This window comes from Streptomyces sp. AK08-02 (genome assembly GCF_033795085.1).
Lineage (GTDB): Bacteria > Actinomycetota > Actinomycetes > Streptomycetales > Streptomycetaceae > Streptomyces > Streptomyces echiniscabiei.
Map to the genome: position 1 here is coordinate 155373 of NZ_JARAZV010000013.1, position 14247 is coordinate 169619.

A 14247-nucleotide genomic window follows, 5' to 3' on the forward strand; every position below is an offset into this window, starting at 1 on the left:
GGAGCGATGCTGTTCGGTACGGGCATGTTCCTGCTCATGTCGTGGGGGGAGCTGGACGTGTTCGACGGCATCCCTCACCTCGGCGGCGCCGTCGCAGTCACGGGTGTGCTGTCGATGGCGGCGGGCTCCTACTTCCAGCTGCTGTCCTCGCGCTCCCGCCTCGACGTATGACCGGCACGACCCGCAGGCAGCTCACGATCGCCGACCTCGCGCCCCTCGCCCGCGCCGCCCTCGGCCGAAACCGTCTCCTCACCGGAGTCACCCGGGTGCGCGGCGGCAGCAAGAAGGGCGTCTACCGGCTTGCCCTCGACGACGGCACGACGGTGATCGCGTACGTCTGGTCGCCGGACGAGGATTTCTGGGACGCCGGCCCGATCGACCACCGCGACCCCCTCGCCCATGCCACCGGCCTCGACCTGTTCACCGCGTCCCACGACCGCCTCACGGCCGTCGGCGTCCGCACCCCGCGCCTCCTGTACGCCGACCCCGCGCACACCCACCTCCCGGCGGACGCGGCGGTCGTCGAGGACGTACGGGGACACCCGGGCGGCGGCGACCTGGAGGTGCTGCTCGCACGCGACCCGGAGACCGGCGCCCGGGTCCTGGACCGGCTCGGCGACCTGCTCGGCGTGCTGCACAGCACCACAGGACCCCGCCTCGGAAAGGTCGGCCTCGTCGACCGGGGCGGGGTGTCCCACGGGAGTTCGTGCGAGCGGATCATCACGGACCGCGCCCTGCACGACCTGGACGACCTCGTCGTACGGCAGCCGCGAGCCGCCGCCCTGCACGGCGAACTGGCCGCGCTGGTACGGCACCTGGCCGCCGAGGTCCGCCCCCGGACCGGCCCGCTGTCCCTCATCCACGGCGAACTCGGCCCGGACCACGTCCTGGTGACCCCGGACGGCGAACCGGCGCTCATCGACATCGAAGGCCTGCTCTACTTCGACGCCGAGTGGGAGCACGTCTTCCTGCGCCAGCGGTTCGGGACGCTGTACGACAGGTTGCACGACAGGCAGTACGAGAGCCTGGCTGTCCCGGACCTCGACCCGAACCGGCTGCTCCTCTACCGGCTCGCCATGCACCTCTCCCTGGCGACCGGCCCGCTGCGGCTGCTGGACGTCGGCGCGTTCCCGGACCCCGCCTTCATGCGCGGGATCGCCGAACACAGCCTCGAACAGCTCATCGGCATCCTCACGAGCCCCCGGAACTCATGACCGCCTCCTGATCTTCGAGCCCAGCCACACCAGCGGGTCGTACTTGCGGTCGACTGCTCGTTCCTTCAAGGGGATCAGCGCGTTGTCCGTGATGTGGATGCCCTCCGGGCACACCTCGCTGCAGCACTTGGTGATGTTGCAGTAGCCGAGGCCGTGTTCGTCCTGGGCGGTGCGCTTGCGGTCCAGGCCGGACTCCGCCGCCGCGTCCAGCGGGTGCATGTCCAGCTCCGCGACCCGCATCAGGAAGCGCGGACCGGCGAACGCGGGCTTGTTCTCCTCGTGGTCGCGGACCACATGGCAGGTGTCCTGGCACAGGAAGCACTCGATGCACTTGCGGAACTCCTGCGACCGGTCCACGTCCTCCTGCATCATCCGGTACTCGCCGGGGCCCACTCCGTCCGGCGGCACGAAGGACGGGACCTCGCGGGCCTTGGTGTAGTTGAACCCGACGTCGGTCACGAGGTCCCGGACCACGGGGAAGGCCCGCAGGGGAGTCACGGTGATCGTCTCCTCGCGGGTGAACACCGACATCCGGGTCATGCACAGCAGCCGGGGACGCCCGTTGATCTCCGCCGAGCACGAACCGCACTTGCCCGCCTTGCAGTTCCAGCGGACGGCGAGGTCGGGGGCCTGGGTCGCCTGCAGCCGGTGAATGATGTCGAGGACCACCTCGCCGTCGTTCACCTCGACCGCGAAGTCCTTGAGCCCGCCGCCCTTCACATCACCGCGCCACACCTTGAAGTGGGCCTCGTAACTGCTGCTCACGCTGCTGGTCACTCGTAGAGCTCCTCGTCGGTGAGGTACTTGACCAGCTCCTCTTTCTCGAAGAGGGCGAGCAGGTCGGGACGGACGGGTTCGGTGGTCTCGCGGGTGAGGGCGATCAGGCCGGTCACCGGGTCCGTGGCCGCCAACCCGGCGGCTGGATCGGAGAGTTGGCACAGCAGGTTCACGTTGCGCCACCCGCGGTCCATCACCGGATGGTCCTCACGGGTGTGGCCGCCACGCGACTCGGTGCGCTCCAGCGCCGCCAGGGCCACGCACTCGCTGACCAGCAGCATGTTCCGCAGGTCGAGAGCGAGATGCCAGCCCGGGTTGAACTGGCGGTGTCCCTCGACTCCGGCCCGGTGGGCCCGTACCCGCAGCTCGGCCAGTTTCTCCAGCGCCTGTGCCATCTCGCCCTCGCGGCGGATGATGCCGACCAGGTCGTTCATGGTCTGCTGGAGCTCCTGGTGGAGGGTGTAGGGGTTCTCCGCCGGGCGGCCGGCCTCCCCGCTCGGGGTCGGTTCCTCCGCCGAGAAGGGGCGCAGGGCCTCCGCGGCCGCCGCGTCGATCTGGTCGTCGTCCACGGGGGAACGGGCGGCGGCCGAGTTCGCGTACTCGGCCGCGTGCAGGCCCGCACGGCGGCCGAACACCAGCAGGTCGGAGAGGGAGTTGCCGCCGAGCCGGTTGGAGCCGTGCATCCCGCCCGCGACCTCACCTGCCGCGAAGAGGCCCGGTACGCCGCGTGCGGCGGCGGACTCGGAATCGACCGCGATACCGCCCATCACGTAGTGGCAGGTCGGCCCGACCTCCATCGCCTCGGCGGTGATGTCGACGTCCGCCAGCTCCTTGAACTGGTGGTACATGGAAGGCAGTCGGCGCCGGATCACCTCCGCCGGCATCCGCGTCGAGACGTCCAGGAAGACACCGCCGTGCGGGGAGCCCCGGCCCGCCTTGACCTCGGAGTTGATGGCGCGGGCCACCTCGTCCCGGGGGAGCAGCTCGGGGGGCCTGCGGTTGTGGTCCGGGTCCTCGTACCAGCGGTCGCCCTCGGCCTCCGACTGGGCGTACTTCTCCTTGAAGACGTCCGGGATGTAGTCGAACATGAACCGCTTGCCCTCGGAGTTGCGCAGCACCCCGCCGTCGCCGCGTACGGACTCGGTGACGAGGATGCCCTTCACGGACGGCGGCCAGACCATGCCCGTGGGATGGAACTGCACGAACTCCATGTTGAGCAGCGGCGCCCCGGCGAGCAGCGCCAGCGCGTGGCCGTCGCCGGTGTACTCCCAGGAGTTCGACGTCACCTTGAAGGACTTGCCGATCCCGCCGGTCGCGATGACCACGGACGGAGCCTCCAGGACGAAGAAACGGCCCGTTTCACGCTCGTAGGCGAAGACACCGGAGACGACGTCGCCGTTCTTCAGGACCCGGGTGACCGTGCACTCCTGGAAGACTTTCAGCCGGGACTCGTAGTCGCCGGTCTCCTTCTTGTCCTGCTGCTGGAGGGAGACGATCTTCTGCTGGAGGGTGCGGATGAGTTCGAGTCCGGTGCGGTCGCCGACGTGCGCGAGCCGCGGGTACTCGTGGCCGCCGAAGTTGCGCTGGGAGATCCGGCCGTCGCGGGTGCGGTCGAAGAGGGCGCCCCAGGTCTCCAGCTCCCAGACCCGGTCCGGGGCTTCCTGGGCGTGCAGCTCCGCCATCCGCCACTGGTTGAGGAACTTGCCGCCGCGCATGGTGTCGCGGAAGTGGACCTGCCAGTTGTCACCCGAGTTGACGTTGCCCATGGCGGCGGCGATCCCGCCCTCGGCCATCACGGTGTGCGCCTTGCCGAACAGGGACTTGCAGATCACCGCCGTACGGGCGCCACGCTCGCGTGCCTCGATGGCGGCGCGGAGTCCGGCACCGCCGGCGCCCACCACTACGACGTCCCATTCCTGCCGATCGACCACGGACATCAGAAGGCACCTCCCAATCTAAAAGAAGCGCGGATCATCGAAAGCGCCGGAGGCGACCAGGTACACGTAGAAATCGGCGACCCCCACGCTCACCAACGACGCCCAGGCGAGCTGCATGTGACGGGCGTTCAGCTTCCCCACCCACTGCCAGGCGCGGTACCGCACGGGGTGCTTGGAGAAGTGCTTGAGCTTGCCGCCGACGATGTGCCGGCAGGAGTGGCAGGAGAGCGTGTACGCCCAGATCAGCGTGATGTTGAGCAGGAAGACCAGGCTGCCGAGGCCCATGTGGCCCCAGTTGTAGTGCTCGTCGCGGAAGGAGAGCACCGTGTCGTAGGTGAGGATGCAGGCGACCAGCAGCGCCGCGTAGAAGAAGTAGCGGTGGATGTTCTGCAGGACCAGCGGGAAGCGCGTCTCACCCGTGTACTTCTTGTGCGGCTCGGCCACCGCGCAGGCGGGCGGGGAGGCCCAGAAGCCGCGGTAGTAGGCCTTGCGGTAGTAGTAGCAGGTCAGACGGAAGCCCAGCGGGAAGATCAGGATGATGATCGCGGGGGAGATGCCCCACCAGCCGCCGAAGAGGTCGGCGTTGGGCCCGTGCCGCATGGGCGCGCAGTTGTCCGCCAGACAGGGCGAGTAGAACGGCGAGACGTACGGGGCCGAGTAGTAGTCGGCGTTCGCGAACGCCCGCCAGGTCGAGTACACGATGAACGCCAGCAGACCGGCGGCGGTGGCGGCGGGCGCCAGCCACCAGCGGTCGGTCCGCAGATGCGGGGCGTCGATGGCGGCGCGCGTGGGGGTCCGTACGCCGCCTTTCGGAAGGGGGTCTGTGTCGGAATTCGGATCGGTACCGCTGTCGGTACCGGTTTCAGTGGCCAAGGAGAACTCCGGTCGGATTCTCAGGGGGCGTGGCGGTCGCGGGCGCCGAGTCCTTCGTCGTCCGAGTCCGTCCACAGGCTGTTGTCGTACGGGGTGTCGGGGATCGTCACGAGGTCGGGGCGCCGGGGCTGAGCGAGCGCGGGGGCGGCCTCGCGGAGCAGGGCGAGGCTTTCGCGCAGGTGGTTGGCGTCGCTGCGGAGGCGGCGCATTTCGAGACCGCCCTTGCCGATCTGCTGTTCCAGGCGGCCCATCGAACGCAACAGGTCGTCCAGACAGCGCTGTACTGACGTCAGTTCGTCGTGCACGGACATGAGGTGACCTCACTTCCGGGCGGCTCGGCCCTGGGTGGAGACGTTCATGCGCCTGAGAGTGTTGCGTGTCACACCTGTCGGTGGGAAGCGGTGTGCACGGATTGGCTGGGGGAAGGGGGGCGCGGGGGTGCGTTGGGGTGCGCGTCCTGGGCGCTCCGCCCCCAGCCCCCGGCCGCGCTGAAGGCGCTTGTCCTCAATCGCCGGACGGGCTGGAAATGCGGAAATGTTGTTGCGCCAAACGGTTGGGCTTCGTGGCCCCCGCCGCCGTGTCGTCCTCCGCTGCCGAACCCTTTCCTCTTCAGTGGCCGTACATCTGATCAGCCAACTAACGCGCCACCGGAGGTAGACCTCATGTCCCACCACGGCGTCGGACTGCGCGCGGTGACGCGCTCGGTCGCCTTCCTCACCGCCGGCGTACTCGCCGTACCCCTGCTCACCGCGTGCAGCGGTGACCAGGAAGAAGACAGCAAGCCGCTCGCCGGGCAGGACATCGCGCCCGCCGACCGAGCCCTGCTCGCCGACGGCGGCACCCTGCGCTGGGCCGTGGACTCGGTACCGGAGACGCTCAACACCTTCCAGGCGGACGCCGATGCGACGACCACCCGTGTCGCGCAGGCCGTGCTGCCGTCGATGTACCGGCTCGACGCGAACGGGCGGGCCAAGCGCAACGCGGACTTCCTGGAGTCCGCCAAGGTCGTCGAGACCGAGCCCAAGCAGGTCGTCCTCTACAAACTGAACCAACAGGCCGTCTGGAGCGACGGCCGGGAGATCGGCGCCGCCGACTTCGCCGCCCAGTGGCGTGCCCTGTCCGGCAGGGACTCGGCGTACTGGACCGCGCGCAACGCCGGGTACGACCGCATCGAGAAGGTGCAGCGCGGCGCGAACGACCTTGAGGTCAAGGTCACCTTCAGTCGGCCCTACGCCGACTGGAAGTCGCTGTTCTCGCCCCTGTACCCCAAGGACGTCATGGGGACCCCGGACTCCTTCAACGACGGGGCGCGGCGCAAGCTCAAGGTCACCGCGGGGCCGTTCAACCTCAAGAAGGTCGCCAAGGCGGAGGGCGACGTCGTCCTCGTCCGCAACCCGCGCTGGTGGGGGAGTGCTCCCCGGCTCGACGGGATCGTGCTGCACGCCGTCCCCCGCGACAAACGCGCCGAGGCGCTCGCCGGCGGCAAGGTCGACGTGGCCGAGATCGATCCCGCCGAGGCCGAGCGCATCGTGCTCGCCGCACGCGGCAAGGCCACCCCTCTCCAGGGCCCCGGCGCCGCGCTCACCCCGGCCCGCGCCCTGCGTTCCTGGGCCCTCGCGCACGGTTCCGACGACCAGGCCGCCGGGGCGGAGAGCAGCGCCCGGCGCAAGCAGCGGGACGCGGTCACCAAGTACGCCGAGCAGCAGCAGGCGCTCAGCGCGTTCGAGGTGCGCAAGTCCCTCGAACCGGCCTACACACAGCTTGCTCTCAACGGCTCCGACGGCCCCCTCGCCGACGAGCGGGTCCGGCGGGCCGTCGCCCGTGCGCTGGACCGCGAGGAGCTCGTCGGCCTCGTACTCAAGCCGCTGGGGCTGCCCGCCGTACCGGTCGGCAGTCATCTCGCGCTCTCCGGACAGGTCGCCTACGCCGACAACAGCGGCGCGCTCGGCGGCCAGGACACCGACGAGGCCGAGGCGCTGCTCGCCGACGCGGGGTGGGTGCGGGGCGGCCCGCTCGGGAAACCGACGAAGAAGGACGGTGAGAAGGCCGCAGGGGCAGCGGGCAGGAAGACCGGCGGCCAGTCCGCCGAGCCCAAGCCCAAGCCCAAGCCCAAGGCTTCCCAGGACGACGGCAAGGACAGTGGCGCCGACGACGGGACCTATGTCGTCGGCGACGACGACAAGCCGTACGGCGAGCCCGTCCGTGAGAACCACCAGGACCCTCAGGACCCCCAGGGCCACCAGGGGCACCAGGACGGCGCGGGCAAGGAAAATCTCGCCCAGGACGGCAAGCGGTCGCTCCGGAAGCACCCCGAGCAGGGCGGTGCGCCCGGTGCCTACGCGCCCAAGGGCACGCCCGCTCCCGCCGGGGCGGCCGGGGCGCTCGCCAAGGACGGCAAGCCGCTGACCCTGCGGTTCGTGCTGCCCTCGGGGCCGGGGTCCGCCACCCTGCGGGCCGTGGGCGACCGGATCGCGCGGATGCTGGACCGGGTCGGTATCCGTACCGCCGTCACCAAGGTGTCCGACGACAGCTACTTCAAGGATCACATCGCCGGCGGCCAGTACGACCTGGCGCTGTACTCGTGGCCCGCGTCCGCCTTCCCCGCCACCGACGCGCGGCCCATCTACGCCAAGCCGGTGCCCGCCGCCGACGGGTCGCTCAACGTCGAGCAGAACTACACCCGCGTCGGCACCGACCAGGTGGACCAGCTCTTCGACCAGGCCATCTCCACCCTGGACGAGGGCAAGTCGGCCTCGCTGGTACGGAAGGCGGACGCCCGGATCTGGGCGGCCGGCGGCTCCATCCCGCTCTTCCAGCGGCCCCAGCTCACGGCCGTGCGGAAGAACGTCGCCAACGTGGGAGCCTTCGGTTTCCAGACTCCCCTCTACGAGGACATGGGCTTCCTGAAGAAGGGCGTGACAGCGGGCAGCAAGGCCTCACCCCGACCGTGACGGTCGCCTCACCCGTACGGCCCGGCGAGCCCCTACCGCGCCGGGCCCGTACGATGGGGTAAGGCCGTGGCATGTTCAGCCCGGCAGGGTCCGCGTAACACAGATGTACGCGCAGGCCATCCACTCAAGCCGGGAGTACGCCGCAATATGGCCACGCGCCACGACATCCGCAACGTCGCCATCGTCGCCCACGTCGACCACGGGAAGACGACCCTCGTCGACGCCATGCTGAAGCAGGCCGGTGCCTTCGCCGCGCACGCCGCCGAGTCGCTCGACGACCGCATGATGGACTCGAACGACCTGGAACGTGAAAAGGGCATCACGATCCTCGCCAAGAACACGGCGGTGAAGTACCACCCGAAGAGCGGGGGGGACGTCATCACCATCAACATCATCGACACCCCCGGCCACGCCGACTTCGGCGGTGAGGTCGAGCGCGGTCTGTCGATGGTGGACGCCGTGGTTCTGCTCGTCGACGCCTCCGAAGGGCCGTTGCCGCAGACCCGGTTCGTCCTGCGCAAGGCGCTCCAGCAGCGCCTGCCCGTCATCCTCTGCATCAACAAGACGGACCGCCCGGACTCCCGGATCGACGAGGTCGTCAACGAGACCTACGACCTCTTCCTGGACCTGGACGCGGACGAGGAGCAGATCGAGTTCCCCATCGTCTACGCGTGTGCGCGTGACGGTGTCGCCTCGCTGACCAAGCCGGAGAACGGCACGGTCCCGGCGGACAGCAACAGCCTGGAGCCGTTCTTCTCCACGATCCTGTCGCACGTCCCGGCCCCGTCGTACGACGAGGAGGCCCCGCTCCAGGCGCACGTCACCAACCTGGACGCCGACAACTTCCTCGGCCGTATCGCGCTGCTCCGGGTCGAGCAGGGTGAGCTGCGCAAGGGCCAGACCGTCACGTGGATCAAGCGTGACGGCACGATGTCCAACGTCCGCATCACCGAGCTGCTGATGACCGAGGCGCTCACCCGCAAGCCCGCCGAGAAGGCCGGCCCCGGTGACATCTGTGCCGTCGCCGGTATCCCGGACATCATGATCGGCGAGACCCTCGCCGACCCCGAGAACCCGATCGCGCTGCCGCTCATCACGGTCGACGAGCCGGCGATCTCCATGACCATCGGTACGAACACCTCGCCGATGGTCGGCCGCGGCGCGACCGGCAAGGGCGCGGACGCCAAGGCCGTCGTCAAGGACCGCAAGGTCACGGCCCGCCAGGTCAAGGACCGTCTCGACCGCGAGCTGATCGGTAACGTCTCGCTGCGGGTCCTCGACACCGAGCGTCCCGACGCCTGGGAGGTCCAGGGCCGTGGTGAGCTGGCGCTCGCCATCCTGGTCGAGCAGATGCGCCGTGAGGGCTTCGAGCTGACCATCGGCAAGCCGCAGGTCGTCACCCAGGTGATCGACGGCAAGGTCCACGAGCCCGTCGAGCGCATGACGATCGACGTGCCCGAGGAGCACATGGGCGCGGTCACGCAGCTCATGGGCGTCCGCAAGGGCCGGATGGACAACATGTCGAACCACGGCTCCGGCTGGGTCCGGCTGGAGTTCGTCGTCCCCTCCCGCGGTCTCATCGGCTTCCGTACCGAGTTCCTCACCGGTACGCGCGGCACGGGCATCGCCCACTCCATCCACGAGGGCCACGAGCCGTGGTTCGGCGTGCTGACGACCCGTAACAACGGTTCGCTGGTCGCCGACCGCTCGGGCGCCGTCACCGCCTTCGCGATGACGAACCTCCAGGAGCGCGGTGTGCTGTTCACCGACCCCGGCACCGAGGTGTACGAGGGCATGATCGTCGGCGAGAACTCGCGCTCCGACGACATGGACGTGAACATCACCAAGGAGAAGAAGCTCACCAACATGCGCTCGGCCGCCGCCGACTCGTTCGAGGCGATCGTGCCGCCGCGCAAGCTCTCCCTGGAGCAGTCCCTGGAGTTCTGCCGCGACGACGAGTGCGTCGAGGTGACTCCTGAGGCCGTGCGTATCCGCAAGGTCGTGCTGGACCAGAAGGAGCGCGGTCGCACCGCGAGCCGCGCCAAGCACGGCTGACCCGGCGACGATGTGATGTCATGAGGACCCGGTTCCCGTAGACGGGGGCCGGGCCTCAGGCATGTCCGCGTTGCCCCGCCGCGTACAGGTTCGTCCCCCTGTCGGAATCCCTGTCCGCGCGCTGTGCGACGCTGTTCGCATACCGGTGAACCAACGATCAAGTTTCGGACATGTAAACAGAAACCCATCCCTTTATGTCCGTTTGGTGGATTTACTGTTTGACGTGTCAAGCGCGCGCAGGTGTCAATCTTTGCAATTTTTGCTCAAAATTTCGACGGTAGGGAGATCCCTATGCCTTCCGGCCTTGACGCGCGTTGACTTACTTGGCGAAAGTTCCCCCAAACCACAGAACCCGCCGGTATCTGTGCTGCGCTCAGCTCTCCAACCCCCCGGGGGAAGAACACACATGACCAGTCCAGCCAAGGCCGATGGCTCCGGGCCCTCGATCGCCTTGGACCCCGAGCTCGATACGAACACCGAGCCCGTCAAGGGCCCGAAGCAGCTCGAGGGTCGTTCTCCCGGGCAGCTGATGTGGCAGCGCTTCAAGCGTGACCGTACCGGCGTGATCTGTGCCGTGGTAGTGATTTTCTACTTCGTCATCGCCCTCGCGGCACCGCTGCTCACCAAGCTCAGCGGGACGAACCCCTACACGCTGTACGGCCAGGACCCCACGTACGCGGACCGCCCTGTTCTGGACGACTTCGGGCTGCCGCTCGGCTACTTCGGCGGTGTCTCGGGTACCCACTGGTTCGGTGTGGAGCCGCAGTACGGCCGTGACCTGTTCGCCATGCTCATGTACGGCATGCGTACCTCGCTGTTCATGGCGGTGGCCGTGACCGTGCTGGTGATGGTCACCGGTGTGTTCATCGGTCTCGTCGGCGGCTACTTCGGTGGCCGGGTCGACTACTGGGTCGGCCGGGTCACGGACTTCTTCCTCTCCTTCCCCTCACAGCTGTTCTTCATCGCGTTCATGCCGGTGGTCACGGCGTTCTTCGTCGACCCGCAGGAAGAGACCCCCACGTACTTCCGCGCGCTGGCGATCCTCATCGTTCTCTGGGTGCTGGGCTGGATGGGCATGGCCCGCCTGGTCCGTTCGACCGTGCTGTCGCTCCGTGAGCGCGAGTTCGTGGAGGCCGCCAAGGTCTCCGGAGCCTCGCCGATGCGGATCGTCCGCAAGGAGATCCTGCCGAACGTGGTCTCGCCGATCCTGGTGCAGTTCACGTACCAGCTGCCCAGCACCATTCTGACCATCGCATTCCTCTCGTTCGCCGGTGTCGGGTTCGTCGAACCCACCCCGGACTGGGGGCGGCTGTTCGCCGCCGCCGCCGGATACGCCAAGCAGGATCCGGCGTTCATGTTCTTCCCGGGCACGGCACTGGTGATCTTCATCCTGTGCTTCAACCTCCTCGGGGACTCCGTTCGGGACGCGTTCGACCCCAAGTCAGGGCGCTGATCGTCCATTGGTGGGGGGTGACTGCCGCCCCCGCGTCGGCCTACCAGCCGGGCGTCAGGCAGTACTCATGGATAACAATCGACAGGTAGGTGCTTCAGCCTCATGAAGTCGTTCAACTCGCGCAGAACGCAGGCCATCGTGGTCGCCATCGCGGCCGGCTCGCTTGCGCTCACCGGCTGCTCCGACAACAAGGGCGGCAGCTCCGGCAAGGACTCGAAGAAGGACCAGGCGGAGGCCTCCGAGCAGTCGAAGGCGGTCGTCTACGGTGACGCGGCCGCGTCGACCGGTCCCGCCGAGGAGGTGCCCGGCGCCAAGAGCGGTGGCACCATCCAGGTCTACCAGGAGGCGGGCCTCTCGCACCTGGACCCGGGCCAGATCTACGTCTCGGACGCCGGCCAGGCCGCCAACCTGCTCTTCCGCGGTCTGACCAACTTCGAGGAGGACGGCAAGGGCGGCACGTCCGTCGTCGGTGACCTCGCGACCGACTCGGGCAAGTCCTCGGACGGCGGCAAGACCTGGACGTACACGCTGAAGGACGGCGTGAAGGACCAGAACGGCAACGTGATCACGTCCGCCGACATCCGTCACACCGTCGAGCGCCAGTACGCCGCGTTCATCTTCGACGGCCCGACCTACCTGCAGACCTGGCTGAGCGGCCCGAAGTACCGCGACGCGCTGAAGGACGGCGGCTTCGGCTCCAAGCACCTGCCGGCCACGGTTCTGGACACCCCGGACCCGAAGACGGTCATCTTCCACTTCGACACGCCGCGTCCGGACCTGCCGCAGACGCTGGCCATGCCCGGCTACTCGGTCGTCCCCGCGAAGGGCGACACCAAGGCGAAGTACGACACGGCCCCCGTCGCCACCGGCCCGTACAAGATCGCCGAGTACAAGGCCGGCAAGTCCATGAAGCTCGTCAAGAACACGAACTGGGACCCGAAGACCGACGCCGTCCGGCACCAGTACGTCGACGGCTTCAACTTCGACTTCGGCGTCACCGAGTCCACCCAGACCAGCCGGCTCATCGCCGACCAGGGTGACTCCAAGAGCGCGATCCAGTTCACCGGCTCCGTCGACGCCACCCAGATCCAGGACGTCATCAGCAACCCGGCCGTCAACAAGCGCACGATCAAGGGCTACCAGCCCTACGTCATGACGCTGACGTTCAACCTGGACCGGGTGAAGAACAAGGCGGTCCGCGACGCGATCACCTACGGCGTGAACTCCAAGTCGCTCATCGCGGGTGAGGGTGGCGCCTACGGTGGCGACCCGGCCCCGAACCTGTTCGCCCCGACCCTGCCGGGCTACGAGGCCAGCTACGACCCCTACGGCCGTCTGAAGACGCCGGCGGGCAACATCGCGAAGGCCAAGGAGCTCCTCAAGGACGTTCCGGCCGCCGAGAAGAAGCTCGTCTTCGCCTACTCCAGCTCCGAGGCCGGCCAGAAGCGCAAGGTCGCGATCGAGGACGCGCTGACCAAGATCGGCATCGACGTGGTGGCCAAGGAGGTCGACTCCGCGAGCTACTACGAGCAGATCGGCAAGGTCAAGAACCCGTACGACATCTACATCTCCGGCTGGGGCCAGGACTGGCCGTCCGCCGCCACCGTCATCACGCCCATCTACGACGGTGACCAGGTCGCCGACGGTGCGCCGAACTACTCGCACATCAACGACCCGAAGGTCCAGGAGCTCATCAAGAAGGCCCTGACCCAGGAGCCGACCGAGGCCTCCAAGACCTGGACGGAAGCGCACCACTACATCCTGGAGAAGGTCAACCCGGCCGCTCCGCTCTGGTACACCAAGCAGTTCCAGCTCTACGGTTCGAACATCGGCGGTGCCCGCTACAGCACCGAGTCGAGCTACATCGACGTCACCCGACTGTTCCTGAAGTCGTAACTCGCTACGGCTGATCGCGGGGGTGCGCACCAGGCGGAGCGCACCCCCGCGGTTCCGTGAATCCGGTCCCATCCCGACTCCGCACGTCTCCGCAGAGAGCAGCCCCCCGCCATGTTTCAGTTCATCCTCCGGCGCACGGTCGGTGCCGTCGTCACTCTTTTCCTGATCGGCGCCGTCACGTTCTTCCTGTTCGTCGCCGCGCCCTCCGACTACGCCTCACTGGCCTGTGGCAAGGACTGTACGCCCGCGAGACTCGAGGACATCCGTACTGCGCTCGGGCTCAATCTGCCCATCGCGCAGCAGTTCTGGGACTTCATGTCCGGCATCGTGATGGGCCGTGATTTCCCGACCGGCCACTGCTCCGCACCCTGCCTCGGTCAGTCGTTCTACTCGGGCGACATGGTCTGGGACACGATCATGGACCGCTTCCCGCTGACCCTGTCGCTGACGGTCGGCGCGCTGGTCGTCTTCCTGGTCGTGGGGCTCGGCGCCGGCATGATCTCCGCCTACAAGCGCGGCACCCTGGTCGACAAGGTCGCCACCGGCTCGTCGATGGTGCTCAGCTCGTTCCAGATCTACTTCCTCGGCCCGATCGCGCTGATCGTCCTCGTCTACCAGACCGGCTGGATGGAAGACCCCAAGTACGTGCCGATCACGCAGGACCCGATCGGCTGGCTCGTCGGACTCTCCATCCCGATGGTCGTCATGGCCACCATCTTCACCGCGCAGTACACGCGTATGGCGCGCGCCTCGATGATCGAGCAGCTCGCGGAGGAACACGTCCGCACCGCCCGCGCCAAGGGCATGTCACAGAAGTACGTCTTCTTCCGCTACGCCTGGCGCGGTTCGCTGATCCCGATCGTCACCGTGCTCGGCATCGACATCAGCGCCCTGCTCGGCGGCGGTGTCGTCACTGAAATCACCTTCTCCCTCCAGGGAATCGGCCGCCTCGCCGTGGACGGCGCGGTCCAGAAGGACCTCCCGCTGACGATGGGCGTCATGCTGTTCGGGGCCTTCTTCATCCTGCTCCTGAACATCCTTACCGACATCGTGTACGCCTATATCGACCCGCGCGTCCGGCTCTCCTAGGA

General features: G+C 68.0%; 11 protein-coding genes. 7 read left to right on the top strand and 4 right to left on the bottom strand.

What is annotated here, in order from left to right; genetic code table 11:
- Positions 1-6: 6 nt before the first annotated feature.
- Complete coding sequence (locus PV734_RS27080) at positions 7-171, top strand: hypothetical protein (RefSeq protein ID WP_319292446.1); 165 nt, start codon at positions 7-9, stop codon at positions 169-171.
- Positions 168-1214, top strand: a complete 1047-nt coding sequence (locus PV734_RS27085) for a phosphotransferase family protein (protein ID WP_319292447.1) — start codon at positions 168-170, stop codon at positions 1212-1214. The genes PV734_RS27080 and PV734_RS27085 overlap by 4 nt, the downstream gene beginning before the upstream one ends.
- Here the strand turns inward: PV734_RS27085 and PV734_RS27090 are convergent.
- From PV734_RS27090 to PV734_RS27105, 4 genes are read right to left on the bottom strand one after another with little or no spacing between them, the layout of a single operon-like run.
- The gene (locus PV734_RS27090) at positions 1209-1991 is read right to left on the bottom strand and encodes a succinate dehydrogenase/fumarate reductase iron-sulfur subunit (protein ID WP_319092189.1); all 783 of its coding nucleotides are present in this window, start codon (positions 1989-1991) and stop codon (positions 1209-1211) included. The two genes, PV734_RS27085 and PV734_RS27090, sit on opposite strands and share 6 nt — an antisense overlap.
- Positions 1988-3928, bottom strand: a complete 1941-nt coding sequence (locus tag PV734_RS27095; protein WP_319092188.1) for a fumarate reductase/succinate dehydrogenase flavoprotein subunit — start codon at positions 3926-3928, stop codon at positions 1988-1990. Before PV734_RS27095 ends, PV734_RS27090 begins: the two co-directional genes overlap by 4 nt.
- Positions 3929-3946: 18 nt before the next feature.
- Positions 3947-4801 carry a hypothetical protein gene (locus tag PV734_RS27100; protein WP_319092187.1) on the bottom strand — a complete coding sequence of 285 codons (855 nt, stop codon included), beginning with the start codon at positions 4799-4801 and terminating at the stop codon, positions 3947-3949.
- A gap of 20 nt (positions 4802-4821) precedes the next feature.
- Entirely contained in the window at positions 4822-5112 is a 291-nt protein-coding gene (locus tag PV734_RS27105; protein ID WP_319092186.1) for a hypothetical protein, read from the bottom strand.
- Between the two features lie 351 nt (positions 5113-5463).
- On the opposite strand from PV734_RS27105, the gene PV734_RS27110 reads away from it, so the two are divergent.
- The 5 genes from PV734_RS27110 to PV734_RS27130 all read left to right on the top strand — a co-directional run bounded on the left by PV734_RS27110 (position 5464) and on the right by PV734_RS27130 (position 14245).
- Positions 5464-7752 carry an ABC transporter family substrate-binding protein gene (locus PV734_RS27110; RefSeq protein WP_319292448.1) on the top strand — a complete coding sequence of 763 codons (2289 nt, stop codon included), beginning with the start codon at positions 5464-5466 and terminating at the stop codon, positions 7750-7752.
- Positions 7753-7899: 147 nt separating this feature from the next.
- Positions 7900-9807: a translational GTPase TypA gene (gene typA / locus PV734_RS27115; protein WP_319092184.1), complete on the top strand. Its 1908-nt coding sequence runs from the start codon at positions 7900-7902 to the stop codon at positions 9805-9807.
- A gap of 406 nt (positions 9808-10213) precedes the next feature.
- Positions 10214-11260, top strand: a complete 1047-nt coding sequence (locus PV734_RS27120) for an ABC transporter permease (RefSeq protein WP_319092183.1) — start codon at positions 10214-10216, stop codon at positions 11258-11260.
- Positions 11261-11362: 102 nt separating this feature from the next.
- The gene (locus tag PV734_RS27125) at positions 11363-13156 is read left to right on the top strand and encodes an ABC transporter substrate-binding protein (protein WP_319092182.1); all 1794 of its coding nucleotides are present in this window, start codon (positions 11363-11365) and stop codon (positions 13154-13156) included.
- A 111-nt stretch (positions 13157-13267) separates the two neighbouring features.
- A complete protein-coding gene (locus PV734_RS27130) occupies positions 13268-14245 on the top strand; it encodes an ABC transporter permease (RefSeq protein ID WP_319092181.1) in 978 nt (325 codons plus the stop codon).
- Positions 14246-14247 lie beyond the last annotated feature (2 nt).

Bases quoted from the DNA above. Each gene is read 5' to 3' on its own strand.
- PV734_RS27080 (WP_319292446.1), top strand. From the start codon at position 7: ATGCTGTTCGGTACGGGCATGTTCCTGCTCATGTCGTGGGGGGAGCTG.
- PV734_RS27085 (WP_319292447.1), top strand. From the start codon at position 168: ATGACCGGCACGACCCGCAGGCAGCTCACGATCGCCGACCTCGCGCCC.
- PV734_RS27095 (WP_319092188.1), bottom strand. From the start codon at position 3,928: ATGTCCGTGGTCGATCGGCAGGAATGGGACGTCGTAGTGGTGGGCGCC.
- PV734_RS27105 (WP_319092186.1), bottom strand. From the start codon at position 5,112: ATGTCCGTGCACGACGAACTGACGTCAGTACAGCGCTGTCTGGACGAC.
- PV734_RS27110 (WP_319292448.1), top strand. From the start codon at position 5,464: ATGTCCCACCACGGCGTCGGACTGCGCGCGGTGACGCGCTCGGTCGCC.
- typA (WP_319092184.1), top strand. From the start codon at position 7,900: ATGGCCACGCGCCACGACATCCGCAACGTCGCCATCGTCGCCCACGTC.
- PV734_RS27120 (WP_319092183.1), top strand. From the start codon at position 10,214: ATGACCAGTCCAGCCAAGGCCGATGGCTCCGGGCCCTCGATCGCCTTG.
- PV734_RS27125 (WP_319092182.1), top strand. From the start codon at position 11,363: ATGAAGTCGTTCAACTCGCGCAGAACGCAGGCCATCGTGGTCGCCATC.
- PV734_RS27130 (WP_319092181.1), top strand. From the start codon at position 13,268: ATGTTTCAGTTCATCCTCCGGCGCACGGTCGGTGCCGTCGTCACTCTT.